This is a genomic window from Acinetobacter lwoffii (genome assembly GCF_029024105.1).
GTDB classification, from domain to species: Bacteria; Pseudomonadota; Gammaproteobacteria; order Pseudomonadales; family Moraxellaceae; genus Acinetobacter; species Acinetobacter lwoffii.
In genome coordinates this window covers 2,528,105-2,542,533 of the sequence record NZ_CP118963.1, presented here as the reverse complement: position 1 = coordinate 2,542,533, position 14,429 = coordinate 2,528,105, and the positions used below count along the sequence as shown (strand labels likewise).

The window sequence follows — 14,429 nt, the reverse complement described above, 5'->3', positions numbered from 1 at the left end:
AATAAGGAATAGCCATGGAACTTATACAGAACAATAGAAGCTTTGAAGGTGAACAGCGGATTTATCGTTTTGATTCACGCTATCTTAAAACACCGACTAAATTTGGCATTTTTCTGCCGCCTCAAGCTTTAGAAGGTCACAGCTGTCCGGCATTATTCTATCTGGCAGGTTTGACCTGTACCGAAGAAACCTTTGCCATCAAGGCGCATGCACAGCGTTTGGCGGCGCAACTTGGCTTGATTCTGATTACACCAGATACCTCACCACGTGGTGAAAGCGTGGCAGAAGGCGACAACTGGGATATCGGTCAGGGTGCAGGTTTTTATATTAATGCCACTCAGGCACCATGGGCTGAACATTATCAGATGGAAAGCTTTATTGTCGATGAGCTTTATGCACTGGTCACTGAGGAGTTCGTGATTCATCCCGGCAAGATCGGCATCTTCGGCCACTCTATGGGCGGTCATGGCGCATTGACCTTGGCATATAAATATCCAGAAAAATTTAAATCTGTTTCAGCCTTTGCACCGATTTGTGCACCGAGTCAGTGTCCTTGGGGTGACAAGGCATTCTCGAATTATCTGGGTACTGAGAAAGAGGAATGGCTGAAACATGATGCGACCGCTTTGGTTCAAGAAAAGGGCGCATTATTTAGCGATATCCTGATTGATCAGGGTTTTTCGGATCAGTTCTATAGTCAGCTTAATCCAGCCTTGTTTCAGCAAGCTTGTGATGCCGTCAACCAGCCGCTAACTTTGCGTGAACATCAGGGCTATGATCATGGTTATTACTTTATTCAAAGTTTCGTAGATGACCATTTGCAATTCCATGCCGTGCAGTTAAATCCTTAAAGCAAGACTGCACACATCTAGCAGTACTAAAAAGATTAAAAAACCTCCAAAATGTTTTTACATTTTGGGGTTTTTTCTTTTAATATCAGGTGTATAAAAGTATAAAAAATTGGGGTCGTCATGCAGCAGACAGCAGACAGCAGACGGTATTCGTGTCAGTGAGCCATTATTTCCAGCTGCTTCAAGTTTTTCGACTGAAGCCACGCCTTCAGTCCGCCCCAAATATCAGCGTTATGGATTCAGATTTCATGGCAGTGCATCCGAATATTTTGGTATCTGGATGGTGAATCTGATGTTAACCATTATTACGCTTACTTTGTATAGCCCTTGGGCAAAGGCACGCCGTATGCGTTATTTCTACGGTAATACCCAATTGTTAAAACATCGCTTTGACTTTGTGGCCATGCCGAGCCGGATCCTGCTGGGTCGTCTGTTTGCACTGGAACTATATCTGGTTACCGTCGTGCTGACCAACTATTCAATCCTTGCTAACAGCTCTTTATTGATGGTCGCTGCACTGTGTCTGCCCTGGCTCATTCGGATGACCCTGAAATTCAAGGCCCGAAATAGCAAATATGGCAATGTGCGTTTTTATTTTAATGGCAGCAACCGCGAGGCTTATAGGGTCTTATTTCTGGCCATCCTGATCAATATCTTTACTTTGCTATTGTTTAGTCCGGTGATGATCTGGCTCTACAAACGCTATTACTTTAATCATTTATCGATTGGTCAGTTGCAATTCAAGTTGAATATTAACTGGTCCAAGTTTATGTCTGCCGTTTATCTGCCCTTGAGTCTTTGCCTGCTGGTTGGTATTGGCTGGCTTGCAGCAGTAGTGTACTGGGTGGACCGGATTGGAACCAATTTGTTTAGCCTAGGTTTACTGCTTAGCTATCTGCTTTGCCTGGCGCTGGTCTGGCCGATTATTTATGCACGTTTATACATCATTACCTGGAATCATGTGGAGCTTGGTCAAAGTTACTTCAAAACACGGGTAAGCACCTGGCGTTATAGCTGGATTGTACTGAGCAACTGGATGGTACGTGTTCTTAGTCTGGGCTTAATGACGCCTTGGGCTGCCATCCGTTTATATGAATATCAGTTAAAACACTTAGAACTATATGTGGCAGAAGATGAATCTAATCTTGAGCATATCTTGCAACCTGACCCGAGTGCTTTGGCCGATGAAATCCTGGACGTATTTGATTTCGATGCGTCGCTATAGGAGTAAATGTGATGAAACGACCTGTCGAAGTTAAGTTTTATGATGGAATTCTCGCTGAAGCCCGTCGTGCCTGGATTGTACCGGATCAGCAACAAGGGATTGCCCTGAAACTTGATGAGGATATTCCAGCACAAGTTAGCGCTGCAGATTTTTATTTTGCTTATCCGGACATGGCTTATATTGGGGGTGTCGGTGGTCGTAAACCGATTATTGAGTTACCTGAAGAACGTCGGATTGAGTTTTTAAGCAAAGTGCCGCATTGGCTCAGAATTAAACATAAAGATATTTATCATGCGATCTGGGAGTTTGAACGTTCACCGATCCTGATTTTCTTTTCCATGATCATCGTGATCAGTGCAGTGATTGTTATTTTAAAATGGGGGATTCCTTATAGCGCCAAACAGCTGGCAAAACTCCTTCCGGAGCAGACTCTGGTTGAAGTAGGCAACCGGACAGAGCAGCAGTTAATTGCCCAGACCCAGCCAAGTACACTCCCGGCAGAACAACAGACGCGATTAAAAACTTTGTATGAACAAAAGATTGCTGTAGGAAAACCTGCAAAAATTATTTTCCGTCAAGGTGGATCAAGCATGGGCATGAATGCCGCAGCCATCCCGAATAACAGCATTATTGTGACTGATGAACTGGTGAAAATCAGCGGCACCGATGAAGAAGTCCTTGCAGTACTGGCCCACGAACAAGGCCATCTGGTACAAAAACATAGCATGTAAAAAGTGATTTTTAATCTGGGTGCGGCAGGAATTTTTGCCTTGGTAACTGGAGATTTAAGTGATGTGGTCACCGCATCTGTAGTCGTGTTGACCGATGCCGGATATTCGCAGGCGATTGAACTGGATGCCGATGACTATGCCATGCAGCATTTGCATCAACAGCAGATTTCCAGTATTCACTTGTCTAACTTTTTGCAGCGGGTGGAAAATGCCAGAATACTGGCAGAGGAATCGCAAACCTTAAAAATGAAAAATTTCACTCTCAATATTGATGGAAAAGACCGGCACCTGACAGAAACCGAACTGAAATGGATTCGCCTAATCGGGAAGTTTAAAAAATATCTGGAATCACATCTCGAACTGGATAAAAGAATTGAGCGTATTCATGCCTTTAATGAACAGGCGAATCATCGTATTTAGTTTCTGATCATTGCTATGCCTTGATCATCAAGGCTTTTTAATACCTATCTTTGCCAGTCGGCAGTCAGATGTTCCTGTCCCATACGGATCAGATGATCCAGTACTACATTTTCAAGTTTATTCAGGTCAGTGGATTCATCATTACTTTGAATCGTTACGGTTAGATGATCCTGTTCAGGAGCCAATATCACTTCAGCATTTGGAAAATGAATCAGGAAATTTTGTTCGGTTTCATCAATATTAAATTTATGTTTCCAGTGATTGGCCAGGCGTTTGGCAATTCGTGCTGCTTGTTGCGTCTGGATATGGGCAATACTTTTCATCAGTTTTCTACACTATTCATCATTATCCTGCACTTTAAACCAAGCGGTGATGCCGGCATAAGCCTCAAAGCGTTACACAGCGTTTTAATCTTGCAACATCGAATCACAGTAGCCGGAGCGGATTTGATATAATGGGAAAAATCCAATTTCAACAAGCCAGGTTCTCCCATGTCCAAGCCTTATTTAATTGCCCCTTCTATTTTATCTGCTGACTTTGCCCGTTTAGGTGAAGAAGTCGAGAACGTGTTGGAAGCAGGTGCAGACGTTGTCCATTTTGATGTCATGGATAACCATTATGTGCCGAACCTGACTTTTGGTGCGGGTGTTTGCAAGGCCTTGAAAAATTATGGGATTAAGGCGCCAATTGATGTGCATTTGATGGTTAAGCCGGTAGATCGCATGATCGGAGATTTCCTTGAAGCGGGTGCTGATATCATTACTTTCCATCCGGAAGCGTCTGATCATATTGACCGTTCTTTACAGTTGATCAAATCAGGTGGCGCCAAAGCGGGTCTAGTATTTAACCCAGCAACGCCACTGCATTATCTGGATTATGTACTGGATAAAGTCGATCAAATTCTGCTCATGAGTGTGAACCCGGGCTTTGGTGGACAGAAATTTATTCCAATGACTTTGGATAAATTGCGTCAGGCACGCAAACTGATCGATGCTTCAGGTCGTGATATTCGTCTGGAAGTTGATGGCGGTGTTACGCCAAGCAATATTCGTGAAATTGCCGAAGCGGGTGCCGATATGTTTGTAGCTGGTTCAGCTATTTTTGGTAAGCCGGATTATAAAGCTGTGATTGATGAAATGCGTGCGGAATTAGCGAGAGTAGGGCAGGTTCAACTGTAATCGTTAAAAACTCATAAGTGCATAAATATGTGGATAACTTTATGGATAAGTGTGTAGATATCTATGTTGATAACCATATGGATATGTTGCATAAAATGTAATCATTTGTAGCCTGATTGATTGCGATTTAGACAAAATTTGTATAAAAAGAACTCAAATCGGGTTCTTTTTTATTGCTTATAACCCTTGTGTTTGGTGGTTGTTTATTCACCATAGGTTGATAATGGAACTAGGCAAAAAGTGATCAATGTGTCGTATATTTGTGTTTCATTATGTAATTTCTCCAGACAAAGTTTAAATTTAATTGATGTGTATAACTTAATATTCTGAGTCCATTCTCATGTAATTGTTGTGAATGAATTGCCCGATTATTAGAACTATTTCTGACTTGGCATTTTCAAGATCTATCATAACCAGAGTAGCCATGAATGTCGTGGAGATTTGAGTAAGGCAAAGTTAAGTTGTATCTCGATAAGTCATTTTTTGTAAAAATAGCCAGATTACTGCAATGTGGTTTTATAAAATTTTTACACCTAGGAGGAACGACCTCCCTTGTGAATTGCGTGTCGGAATTTACAGGAAAAATCGTCAGGACGGCCTGATTCTTATATAAAAAGAGGAGGGCTGCATGGCCTGGATAGTACTTATTCTTGCGGGTATTTTTGAAATCGTGTGGGCATATTCGATGAAGCTGTCCGAAGGATTTACTCGTTTAACCCCCAGTATCATTACTATTGTTTTCATGGTACTGAGTTTTGCTTTGCTGGCTTATGCGATGCGTACTTTGCCACTAGGTACAGCCTATACGATCTGGACCGGGATTGGTGCAGTGGGTTCATTTCTCATTGGTATTTGGGTTTTGGGTGAACCCGCTACAGCGTTGCGTATGCTGGCTGCCGTACTCATCATTTCCGGTCTGGTGCTGATGAAAGTATCCTCTTCATAATTTGTTTCTGCCTGTCTCGGTGAACTGGGTTAATATAGAAAATGAACTCCAGCGATTGGGACAGGGCGCCATCATGAACTTAAGTTATATCTATATGGATTCTCCCGTAGGTCAGCTACAACTGGTCGCGAATGAAACCGCGCTGGTGGCCGTGCTTTGGGACTGTGAACAGCCGAATCGGGTGAAACTGGCGACTTTGGTTGAAGATCCGCAGCATCCGGTATTGATTGAAACCAGACGTCAGCTTCAGGAATATTTTGCCGGTCAGCGCAATGTTTTTGACCTGCCTTTGGACTTTGCAGGTACCGATTTTCAGAAAAAAGTCTGGCAGGCGCTACTGAATATTCCCTACGGACAAACGCGAAGCTATCGCGACATTGCTGAACAGGTGGGTAATATCAAGGCAGTACGCGCCGTGGGTGCAGCCAATGGCAAAAACCCGATTTCGATTATTGCACCCTGTCATCGGGTGATTGGTCGCAGTGGCAAGCTGGTAGGATTTGCCGGTGGTTTGGATAAAAAAGAAATCCTGTTAAATATTGAGCGAACGCATTAATATTTAAGCACTTAAAATAAATGAAAATTAGAATATGGAACATTCTACCATACAGCTATTAAGTCCACTCTGGTCCAGTTTAGGGTGGATTCTTCTGCTTTTCTTTGGCGTGATGATTTTTAAATTATTCAAGCCATTTTTAAAAGGGAAATTAGGAGAATTTGCGGTTGCTGCCCATGTCAAACTGTATTTAAAAGATCCTCAATATATTCTGCTCAATGATTTGACTCTTCCAGACGGGACAGGTGCGACCACGCAAATTGATCATCTGTTATTAAGTCCTTACGGAATATTTGTGATTGAGACCAAAAACTATAAAGGCTGGATATTTGGAAACGAGCGACAAAAAACCTGGACCCAGAAAATCTATAAACACAGTTATAAATTTCAGAATCCGATTCATCAAAACTATAAGCACATCAAAGTATTGGAGCAGCTACTGGCAGATATTGTGGAACCAGATCTTTTGCATTCTGTGATTGTATTTATGCCAGATGCCGTGTTTAAAACGCCGATGCCAAATCATGTATTTCGGGGGGCGGGCTGGACCGACTATGTGAAAAGTTTTGATCAACAGATGATTTCTGAAACGAAATTAAAATGGATACAACTGCGGCTAGAAAAAGAAGTTTTAGAAAAATCTTGGAAAACTAATCGGGAGCATGTAGAAAATTTAAAGCATCTTAAGCAGTCATAAGCTTTTACGAGTCCATAAAAAAGCCTTTAAATCATTCAAAGGCTTTTTGGTTTTAAATATTTGAAGCTTTCAGTTTTTCGGTAATCTCGGCCAGAACTTTAATCCGTTTTACTTCATCCCATAATGCTTTGGCTTCAGGATAATGTTTCGACATCATGCCGAGCCATTGCTTGTAACGACCGACCATCCCGATCTCAGTTTTGGCTGGGCCGTTGATAAAACGAATTTGCAGTTGTAGCAGTTCATTCCATTTCATCAAAGGTGCATCCGAGTTTTGACGGATACATTGAGTCAGGTCGGGTGTGGTCACTGCACCACGGCCAATCATCAGGTCTTCGCAGCCAGATTCTAGTCGGCACTGTTTGGCATCGGCATTGTTCCAGATTTCACCATTGGCTATCACATTGATCTTGAGTGCTTCACGAATCGGTTGTAGCTGGTCCCAAAAAGCGGGTGGAGTATAGCCATCGGCTTTGGTGCGTGCATGAACGGTAACCCATGCTGCTCCTGCATCTTCAATGGCATGGGCATTTTCCAGCATGAAATTACGGTCCATATAACCCAGACGCATTTTGGCGGAAACCGGAATATGCGCAGGCACTGCATCACGCACGGCTTTAACCAGCTCATGCACGACTTCGGGTTCATCGAGCAGGACTGAACCACCACGATGACGGTTCACGGTTTTGGCCGGACAGCCAAAATTCATGTCAATTGCCGGTGCGCCCATGGCTGCCACTTTGGCGGCATTCGCTGCTAGCATCTCCGGATTATTTCCTAAGAATTGGACATGTACCGGTGTACCTGCCGCCGTCTTGCCATCATTCAACAGTTCCGGGCAGTAAGTATGATAAATATGATCGGGCAGAAGGGAATCGGTGACACGGATAAACTCGGTCACACACCAGTCAAAGCTACCTACGGATGTCAGCACATCACGCATAATCGGATCGGTTAAGCCTTCCATGGGAGCAAGCACAAGTTTCAACGGTGCACACCTGTAAATTTAAAACGGTGTTATACGTTTTTTTAGGCAGCCTGTCTAGGCTGGATCGGAATTGAATGATGAGTACCTGAAAATTGAACTTTTTGGGCTGATATAAAAAGGCCCTTAATGTGAATTAAAGGCCTTTAAAAGTGAAAATTAAGAAGGTTTAGCAATATCCAGCCATTTTAGTCAGCCAGTTTCTCGACTTTCATACTTTCACGATAATACTGGCAGCCCTTGTACAACAGGAAGAAGCCAATCAATCCGGCAATCGCATTGACGATCGAGATCGAGTTGCCGACCATCAGGGTGTTCTGGAAGTATTTATCCGTAATTAACGCCACAGCGGTGGTTCCGACGCCTAAGGCAATCAGGTTTGAAACCAGCAGGAACTTGGCAGATACTTGTGCGCGTAGCTGGTTTGGTGTCAGCATTTGCGTAGCAGCAGCCGATGCAGGAATCGGGAAAGTGGAGAAGAACATCGCCACAAAAATCAGCGCAAATGAAAGCTGCATATTATCGACCTGAGTAAACAGCACACTCGGAATAATCAGCGCCGCACAGCCAATGGCACCGGTACGAATTGCAGCATCGCTATAGCCACGTTTCGAGAAAAAGTCGATCAGCCAGCCACAGAACAAGGCACCTGAAGTATTCGCGACTAGAATAATCGTACCGAGGATATAACCGGTTTGACTCGCATCCAGACCGAAATTACGCATGTAATAGGCAGGTGCCCAGCCTAGCAGCGAATACAGCATCATGGTGTAAAAAGAAAAGCCAATAAAATGACAGAAAAAGGTCTTTTTATGTGTCTTGATAAAACCGATCGAGTTTTTGAAAGATGCTTTAATGACCTGGCCATCCTGACCGACTTTCATACCCTTACGTGCAGGTTCACGCACCGTCAGCACCATGAGTAGGGCCAGCAATACGCCCGGTAGACCGACAATCATAAAGGTGAGTTGCCAGGTTTTTACTTCACCAATAAGCGGTAAAGCCACGAAGCTGACATCTTTGAGCAGGCCAATCACATAGCCGCCAATCAGGAAAGCTAAGCCCGAACCAATAAAGGCACCAATGGCATATACCCCGAGTGCACGACCTAATTTATCTTTCGGAAATAAATCGGCAACGATCGAATAAAAGGCAGGGGAAAGCGCAGCTTCGCCGGCACCCACACTCAGACGTGCAATAAACATTTGAATAAAGTTTTTACTGAGGCCGCAGGCTGCTGTGGCAAGACTCCAGAAAGCAATCCCGGTCGCAATGATTTTAATCCGGGACTTTTGATCCGCCAGTGCGGCAATGGGCAGGCCCATAATGGCATAAAACAAGGAGAAGGCCAGACCTTGTAATAGGCTGAACTGGGTGTCGCTCAGCATTAAATCGGCTTTAATCGGTTCAATCATGAGCGATAAAATTTGACGGTCTACAAATGACAGAATGTAAGCCCCCATACAAATGACCACCACATACCATTGGTAGGTGCTGCTTTCCGGTGGCGGTTCAATCTGTTCAGACAGCGGCACGGCCGATTCTGCTGGTGTAGGCTCAAAACTTTGATTTGGCGGTTGAATCGTCCTTTCAACCATTTCTAGGTTCAGCGATTTATCATTCATCATGCAACATCCTGTGCTGATCGTTTGAGATATTTATTTGATACTTTTAATTTGATTGTTATTTTTATATTGTATCGCATTTAATTAATCTAGAGGCTAAATGGATAGGCGTCAATCTGTTTTTAAGAATAGATACAAATAATTTTTAAAGACTAAAAAAAGGAATCATAATGATTCCTTTTTTTAGTGTGCATTTTTAGCCACGTTCAACCAGGGTTAAAATATCATAGGTTGCAACCAGTTCATCGCGCTGGTTTTTCACTTTAATATCCCAGACCACCACACCATGTGGCTTCTGTGCCGGATCGCGCAGTGCTTTTGGAGTTTTCTGCTTACAGGTCAGTTCTACCTGAATGGTGTCGCCAATTTTTACTGGCTCCACAAAGCGTAAGTTGTCCATGCCATAGTTGGCAATGACTGGACCCTGAGCGGCATCAACGAATAAACCGGCCGCAGCAGACACCACGAAATAGCCATGGGCAACACGCTCACCAAACAGCGATTCTGCTGCAGCAATCTTGTCCATATGCGCATAGAAATGATCACCGCTCAGGCAGCCGAAATTCACCAGATCTGCTTCGGTCACGCTACGTCGTGCAGTCAGTAAACGTTCACCGATACGCAATTCATCAAATGATTTTTTAAAAGGATGCACTCGGTCTTCAAAGACCTGAGCTCCGGCAGTCCAGCTATGGCCGACTTGGGTCATGGCATTTGGCGAGCCTTGAATCGCAGTACGTTGCATATAATGTTTGACTGCGCGCAAGCCACCGAGTTCTTCACCACCACCGGCACGTCCTGGCCCACCATGCACCAGTAAGGGCAATGGCGAACCATGTCCGGTACTTTCTTTGGCACTTTCAGCATCCAGAATGTGTACACGACCATGCCATGGCGAAATTTTGCTGAGCAGTTGTTCAATATTTTCATCGGTATTGCGTACGATGGATGCCACCAGACTACCTTCGCCACGTGCCACCAGGTCAGCAAGTTGAGCCAGGTCAGTATATGGCATTAAAGTCACTACAGGTCCAAAGGCTTCAATCTTATGGATATTTTCTGCCTGAGCTGGCACTTTGCATACCAAAACTGTCGGTGGATAGCATGCAGACTTTTCAGCGTTTTGTACTTGAATCTTAAAGTCCTGACGCAAGTGGCTACCGAATACGATCTCTGCATCCTGGCTGAGCTGTTCAACTTTTGCCGCGACATCATATTTCTGTTTGACGCTGGCCAAAGCACCCATCGTCACGCCTTCCTGAGCCGGATCACCCACAACGACTTTTTTCAGTTTTTCAATTAGGCGACTCTGTACGGTGTCCAAAAGTTCAGCCGGAATGAATGCACGACGAATTGCGGTACATTTTTGTCCGGCTTTAGAGGTCATTTCACGGAAGACTTCACGGACAAATAAATCAATGCTTTCGTCATTGGCTTGTTCAGTCAAAATCGCGCTGTTGACTGAATCTGCCTCCATCGTGAATGGAATAGAGTAGGCATTGAGGTGCGGATGAGAACGGAGTTTTTGTCCTGTTGATGCTGAACCGGTAAAGGTGACCGTATCTTGAGGATTTAAATGATCAAATAAATCATAAATCTGACCGCAAATCAGCTGAAGTGAACCTTCTGGTAAAAAGCCGCTTTCATGAATAGCTTTGACCACGGCGTGGGTCAGCTCGGCACCTTCTGTTGCCGGTTTGACAATACAGGGTACGCCTGCTAGTAGCGTCGGTGCGATTTTCTCCAGCATGCCCCAGATCGGGAAGTTAAAGGCATTGATATGCACTGCGACACCGGCTTTAGGACTCAGTATATGTTTGGCGCCAAAGTTGCCTTGCTTGGATAGCGGAATCCATGCATCTTCAACCCATGCGGTTTCATCACTCAGTTCGCGACGCACCAAACTCGAATAGGCATATAAGGTCCCAATCCCGCCTTCAATATCAATCCAGGCATCTTTACGGGTACAGCCGGTTGCCTTGGCAAGTTCATAAAAGTCTTCTTTGCGTTCCATCAAATACTGTGCCACTTGCTTCAGTGCATTGGCACGTTGATGAAACGTCCATGTGGCAATAGTCGCACCTTTTTGTTTGGCATACTTCACCACGGCTTGGGTATCGATGCCCTGACTGCCAACTTGATAAACCGCCTCACCGCTAATGGCATGATAAACCGTACGTAAATCGGCTTGCGCTGTGTATTCTTGGCCGTACACCAGTGAAGCTAAGCTTTTGATGGCAATAGGATTATGAGTTGATTCAGTATCTTGATAATCCATTGTGCTTGAGCTGCTGTCTAACTCTAACATTGTAAAAACTCCATTTATGATACGTTTTGAGTGGTATTTTTAATTTTGATGTTTCATAATTTGTGTTGAAAAATTGAAAATGTCAATCATAAATCTGTGTTTAAAAATGAATAACAATAAAATAAAAAATATTAAATGATGTAAAACATATATTTACAAAAAATAAGGGATAAAAATTAAATGATACCAATAAATAGATATTGATTTTAATTACGTATCGTTTTAATTTGGGTGTATCAACACTTGGGATAAGTGAGGGAACAATGAATAACCAACAACAAATCTTCGATCAAAAGATTGAAAAGGATATTTCCATAGAGCCGAAGGACTGGATGCCGGATGCTTATCGTAAGACCTTGATTCGTCAGATCGGTCAGCATGCACACTCTGAAGTGGTGGGCATGTTGCCGGAAGGCAACTGGATTACCCGTGCACCGACCTTGAAGCGTAAAGCTGTGCTGATGGCAAAAGTTCAGGACGAAGCCGGTCATGCTTTGTATCTGTACAGTGCTGCAGAAACCTTGGGTGCGGATCGTGACGACATGATGGATAAACTGATTGCCGGTCGCATGAAATATTCTTCAATTTTCAACTATCCAACCCTGAGCTGGGCCGATGTTGCCGCGATTGGCTGGCTGGTAGATGGTGCAGCAATTGTCAATCAGGTTGCGCTGTGCCGTACATCTTATGGTCCTTATGCCCGCGCTATGGTGCGTGTGTGTAAGGAAGAAAGTTTCCATCAGCGTCAGGGCTTTGAAGCCATGATGGAACTGGCCAATGGTACGCCGGAACAAAAGCAGATGGCACAAGATGCAGTGAACCGTTTCTGGTGGCCGGCCCTAATGATGTTTGGTCCAAGTGACGATAATTCACCGAACAGTGCACAAAGCATGCAGTGGAAAATTAAATTATTCAGTAACGATGAGCTGCGTCAGAAATTTGTCGATAACACCGTGTCGCAAGTTTTGCAGCTGGGTTTAACCGTTCCAGATCCAGACCTCAAATTCAATGAAGCCACCGGACATTACGAATTTGGTGAAATCAATTGGGATGAGTTTTTTGCGATTCTTGCAGGCAAGGGGCCGTGTAACCATGAGCGTATTGAAGCACGCCGCAAAGCTTGGGAAGGCGGCAAGTGGGTACGTGATTCCGCAGCTGTCTATGCTCAAAAACAGCAGCAACAGTCAGCAGCACAAAAAGTCGCTTAAAAAATAGTTTGATCAATATAGGGAATTTTGCTCATGAATAACAAAAACAACTGGTCACTTTATGAAGTGTTTGTCCGGAGTAAACAGGGTCTGAGTCACCGTCATGTCGGCAGCCTACGCGCACCGGATGATGAAGTCGCACTACAAAATGCCCGTGATGTCTATACCCGCCGCAATGAAGGCATCAGTATCTGGGTGGTGAAGTCTGAATTGATTACTTCTTCACAACCAGATGAAAAAGCGGAATTTTTTGAACCTGCTTTGGACAAGGTTTATCGCCATCCGACCTTTTATAACATTCCAGCTGGCATCGAGCACATGTAAGGGAAGGATGAAGATGATGACAAATCAAGTATTGGCAGAATTTCTTTTACATGTGGGTGACAGTCAACTGATCCTGTCACATCGTTTGGCAGAGTGGTGTGGTCATGCACCTGAACTGGAGCTGGATATTGCCTTGGCCAATATCGGACTGGATTTATTGGGTCAGGCACGTACTGCCCTCAGTCTGGCAGGTGAAGTGGAAGAACAGGGCCGTGATGAAGACAGGCTGGCTTATTTCCGAACCGAGCGTGAATACCGCAATTTACTGCTGTGCGAACAGCCGAATGGTGACTTTGCCCAGACTCTGGTGCGCCAGTGGTTGATGGATCACTATCACGCTTTATTGTTTAGCGCCTTAAGTCAAAGTCAGCATGCTGAGTTGGCCGCCTTTGCAGTGAAGTCACTCAAAGAAGTGAAATATCACCAGCGTTTTTCCACCACCTGGATGGAGCGCCTAAGTTTAGGTACAGCAGAAGCCCACGAGAAAACCCAGCAAGGTTTAAACCAGTTATGGCGTTTTACCGAGGAACTTTTTGTCCTGACGGCTGATGAAAGACAGCTAGTCGATAGCGGTGTAATTCCAGATATTGAAAATTTAAAAGCACAGTGGCTGGAAACGATTACAGCCGAGTTAGCGCGATTTGAATTAAGCCTGCCAGAGCTGGGCGCTTATCGCAGTGGGGCTAAACAGGGTTTACATACAGAGCATCTCGGTTTTGTTTTGGCCGAACTGCAATATATGCAGCGCTCATATCCAAACATGAACTGGTAATTCGGCACAATCACAGGGAGTGAGTCGCATGAATCTGATTCGACACGTAGAAGATCAATGTTGGGACGTTTTGCAGCAGGTTTCTGATCCAGAGATTCCAGTATTATCGGTGATTGATCTGGGCATGATTCGTGGCGTCGAGCTGAATCAGCAGGATGAAATTGTGGTGCGACTCACGCCGACCTATAGCGGCTGTCCGGCCACGGATTTATTAAAAGCAGAAATTACCCAGGCTTTCGAGGCGAACGGTTTGACGCCAGTCAAAGTGATTGTCGATCTGTCTGAAGCCTGGACTACGGACTGGATGAGTGAATCGGGCAAACACAAATTACAGCAGTATGGTATTGCCCCGCCGCAAGGCCAGTCACATAGCTGTGGTACGCATGTGGCATTGACCGATGGCATCACCTGTCCACAGTGCTTAAGTCATAACAGCAAATTATTAAGTGAATTCGGTTCAACCGCCTGTAAAGCTTTATATCAATGTCGGGACTGCTTAGAAACTTTTGACTATTTCAAATGTATTTGATTGTAACGATTGCTCGGTGGTCAGGGTAAACCAATAACAAGCCTGAACACCGCCACCTAAAAGAAGGATTTTGC

Annotated in this window: 16 protein-coding genes; 12 read left to right on the top strand and 4 right to left on the bottom strand. The window is 44.4% G+C overall.

The features are described from left to right. The first annotated feature begins 14 nt into the window (after nt 1–14). From fghA to PYW33_RS12295, 4 genes are all read left to right on the top strand, one after another. Entirely contained in the window at nt 15–851 is an 837-nt protein-coding gene (gene fghA / locus PYW33_RS12310; RefSeq protein WP_004646045.1) for an S-formylglutathione hydrolase, read from the top strand. Nucleotides 852–960: 109 nt separating this feature from the next. Beyond that, entirely contained in the window at nt 961–2,076 is a 1,116-nt protein-coding gene (locus tag PYW33_RS12305) for a YjgN family protein (RefSeq protein WP_016806806.1), read from the top strand. An 11-nt stretch (nt 2,077–2,087) separates the two neighbouring features. Continuing rightward, nucleotides 2,088–2,807: a M48 family metallopeptidase gene (locus PYW33_RS12300; RefSeq protein ID WP_004646047.1), complete on the top strand. Its 720-nt coding sequence runs from the start codon at nt 2,088–2,090 to the stop codon at nt 2,805–2,807. A 3-nt stretch (nt 2,808–2,810) separates the two neighbouring features. Then, complete coding sequence (locus PYW33_RS12295) at nt 2,811–3,227, top strand: M48 family metalloprotease (RefSeq protein ID WP_004646048.1); 417 nt, start codon at nt 2,811–2,813, stop codon at nt 3,225–3,227. Between the two features lie 44 nt (nt 3,228–3,271). On the opposite strand, the gene PYW33_RS12290 is transcribed toward PYW33_RS12295, so the two are convergent. Further along, nucleotides 3,272–3,550, bottom strand: a complete 279-nt coding sequence (locus PYW33_RS12290; protein WP_004646049.1) for a DUF2218 domain-containing protein — start codon at nt 3,548–3,550, stop codon at nt 3,272–3,274. A gap of 168 nt (nt 3,551–3,718) precedes the next feature. Here PYW33_RS12290 and rpe point away from each other — a divergent pair, with 168 nt between their 5' ends. The 4 genes from rpe to PYW33_RS12270 all read left to right on the top strand — a co-directional run bounded on the left by rpe (nt 3,719) and on the right by PYW33_RS12270 (nt 6,604). Then, on the top strand, nt 3,719–4,405 hold the full coding sequence (gene rpe / locus PYW33_RS12285) for a ribulose-phosphate 3-epimerase (RefSeq protein ID WP_004279174.1): 687 nt from the start codon (nt 3,719–3,721) through the stop codon (nt 4,403–4,405). Between the two features lie 628 nt (nt 4,406–5,033). Further along, nucleotides 5,034–5,351, top strand: coding sequence for a DMT family transporter (locus PYW33_RS12280; protein WP_004279177.1), 318 nt, complete (start codon nt 5,034–5,036; stop codon nt 5,349–5,351). 73 nt (nt 5,352–5,424) lie between these two features. Beyond that, nucleotides 5,425–5,907, top strand: a complete 483-nt coding sequence (locus PYW33_RS12275; RefSeq protein WP_004646050.1) for a methylated-DNA--[protein]-cysteine S-methyltransferase — start codon at nt 5,425–5,427, stop codon at nt 5,905–5,907. Between the two features lie 34 nt (nt 5,908–5,941). Further along, the gene (locus PYW33_RS12270; protein WP_004646051.1) at nt 5,942–6,604 is read left to right on the top strand and encodes a nuclease-related domain-containing protein; all 663 of its coding nucleotides are present in this window, start codon (nt 5,942–5,944) and stop codon (nt 6,602–6,604) included. Nucleotides 6,605–6,656: 52 nt separating this feature from the next. Here PYW33_RS12270 and PYW33_RS12265 read toward each other — a convergent pair whose 3' ends face one another. From PYW33_RS12265 to paaZ, 3 genes are all read right to left on the bottom strand, one after another. Further along, the gene (locus PYW33_RS12265; protein WP_004646052.1) at nt 6,657–7,592 is read right to left on the bottom strand and encodes a tRNA-dihydrouridine synthase; all 936 of its coding nucleotides are present in this window, start codon (nt 7,590–7,592) and stop codon (nt 6,657–6,659) included. Between the two features lie 185 nt (nt 7,593–7,777). Then, the gene (locus PYW33_RS12260) at nt 7,778–9,217 is read right to left on the bottom strand and encodes a spinster family MFS transporter (RefSeq protein WP_004646053.1); all 1,440 of its coding nucleotides are present in this window, start codon (nt 9,215–9,217) and stop codon (nt 7,778–7,780) included. Between the two features lie 193 nt (nt 9,218–9,410). Then, entirely contained in the window at nt 9,411–11,522 is a 2,112-nt protein-coding gene (paaZ, locus tag PYW33_RS12255) for a phenylacetic acid degradation bifunctional protein PaaZ (RefSeq protein ID WP_004646054.1), read from the bottom strand. 263 nt (nt 11,523–11,785) lie between these two features. Here paaZ and paaA point away from each other — a divergent pair, with 263 nt between their 5' ends. Genes paaA through paaD form a run of 4 tightly spaced genes read left to right on the top strand, consistent with a single transcriptional unit; the run spans nt 11,786 to nt 14,355 of the window. Then, entirely contained in the window at nt 11,786–12,730 is a 945-nt protein-coding gene (gene paaA / locus PYW33_RS12250; protein ID WP_004646055.1) for a 1,2-phenylacetyl-CoA epoxidase subunit PaaA, read from the top strand. 33 nt (nt 12,731–12,763) lie between these two features. After that, the gene (paaB, locus tag PYW33_RS12245; protein WP_004646056.1) at nt 12,764–13,054 is read left to right on the top strand and encodes a 1,2-phenylacetyl-CoA epoxidase subunit PaaB; all 291 of its coding nucleotides are present in this window, start codon (nt 12,764–12,766) and stop codon (nt 13,052–13,054) included. A 16-nt stretch (nt 13,055–13,070) separates the two neighbouring features. Next, nucleotides 13,071–13,826, top strand: a complete 756-nt coding sequence (gene paaC, locus PYW33_RS12240; RefSeq protein ID WP_026055746.1) for a 1,2-phenylacetyl-CoA epoxidase subunit PaaC — start codon at nt 13,071–13,073, stop codon at nt 13,824–13,826. Nucleotides 13,827–13,854: 28 nt separating this feature from the next. Then, nucleotides 13,855–14,355 carry a 1,2-phenylacetyl-CoA epoxidase subunit PaaD gene (gene paaD, locus PYW33_RS12235; protein ID WP_004646058.1) on the top strand — a complete coding sequence of 167 codons (501 nt, stop codon included), beginning with the start codon at nt 13,855–13,857 and terminating at the stop codon, nt 14,353–14,355. Nucleotides 14,356–14,429: the final 74 nt, after the last annotated feature.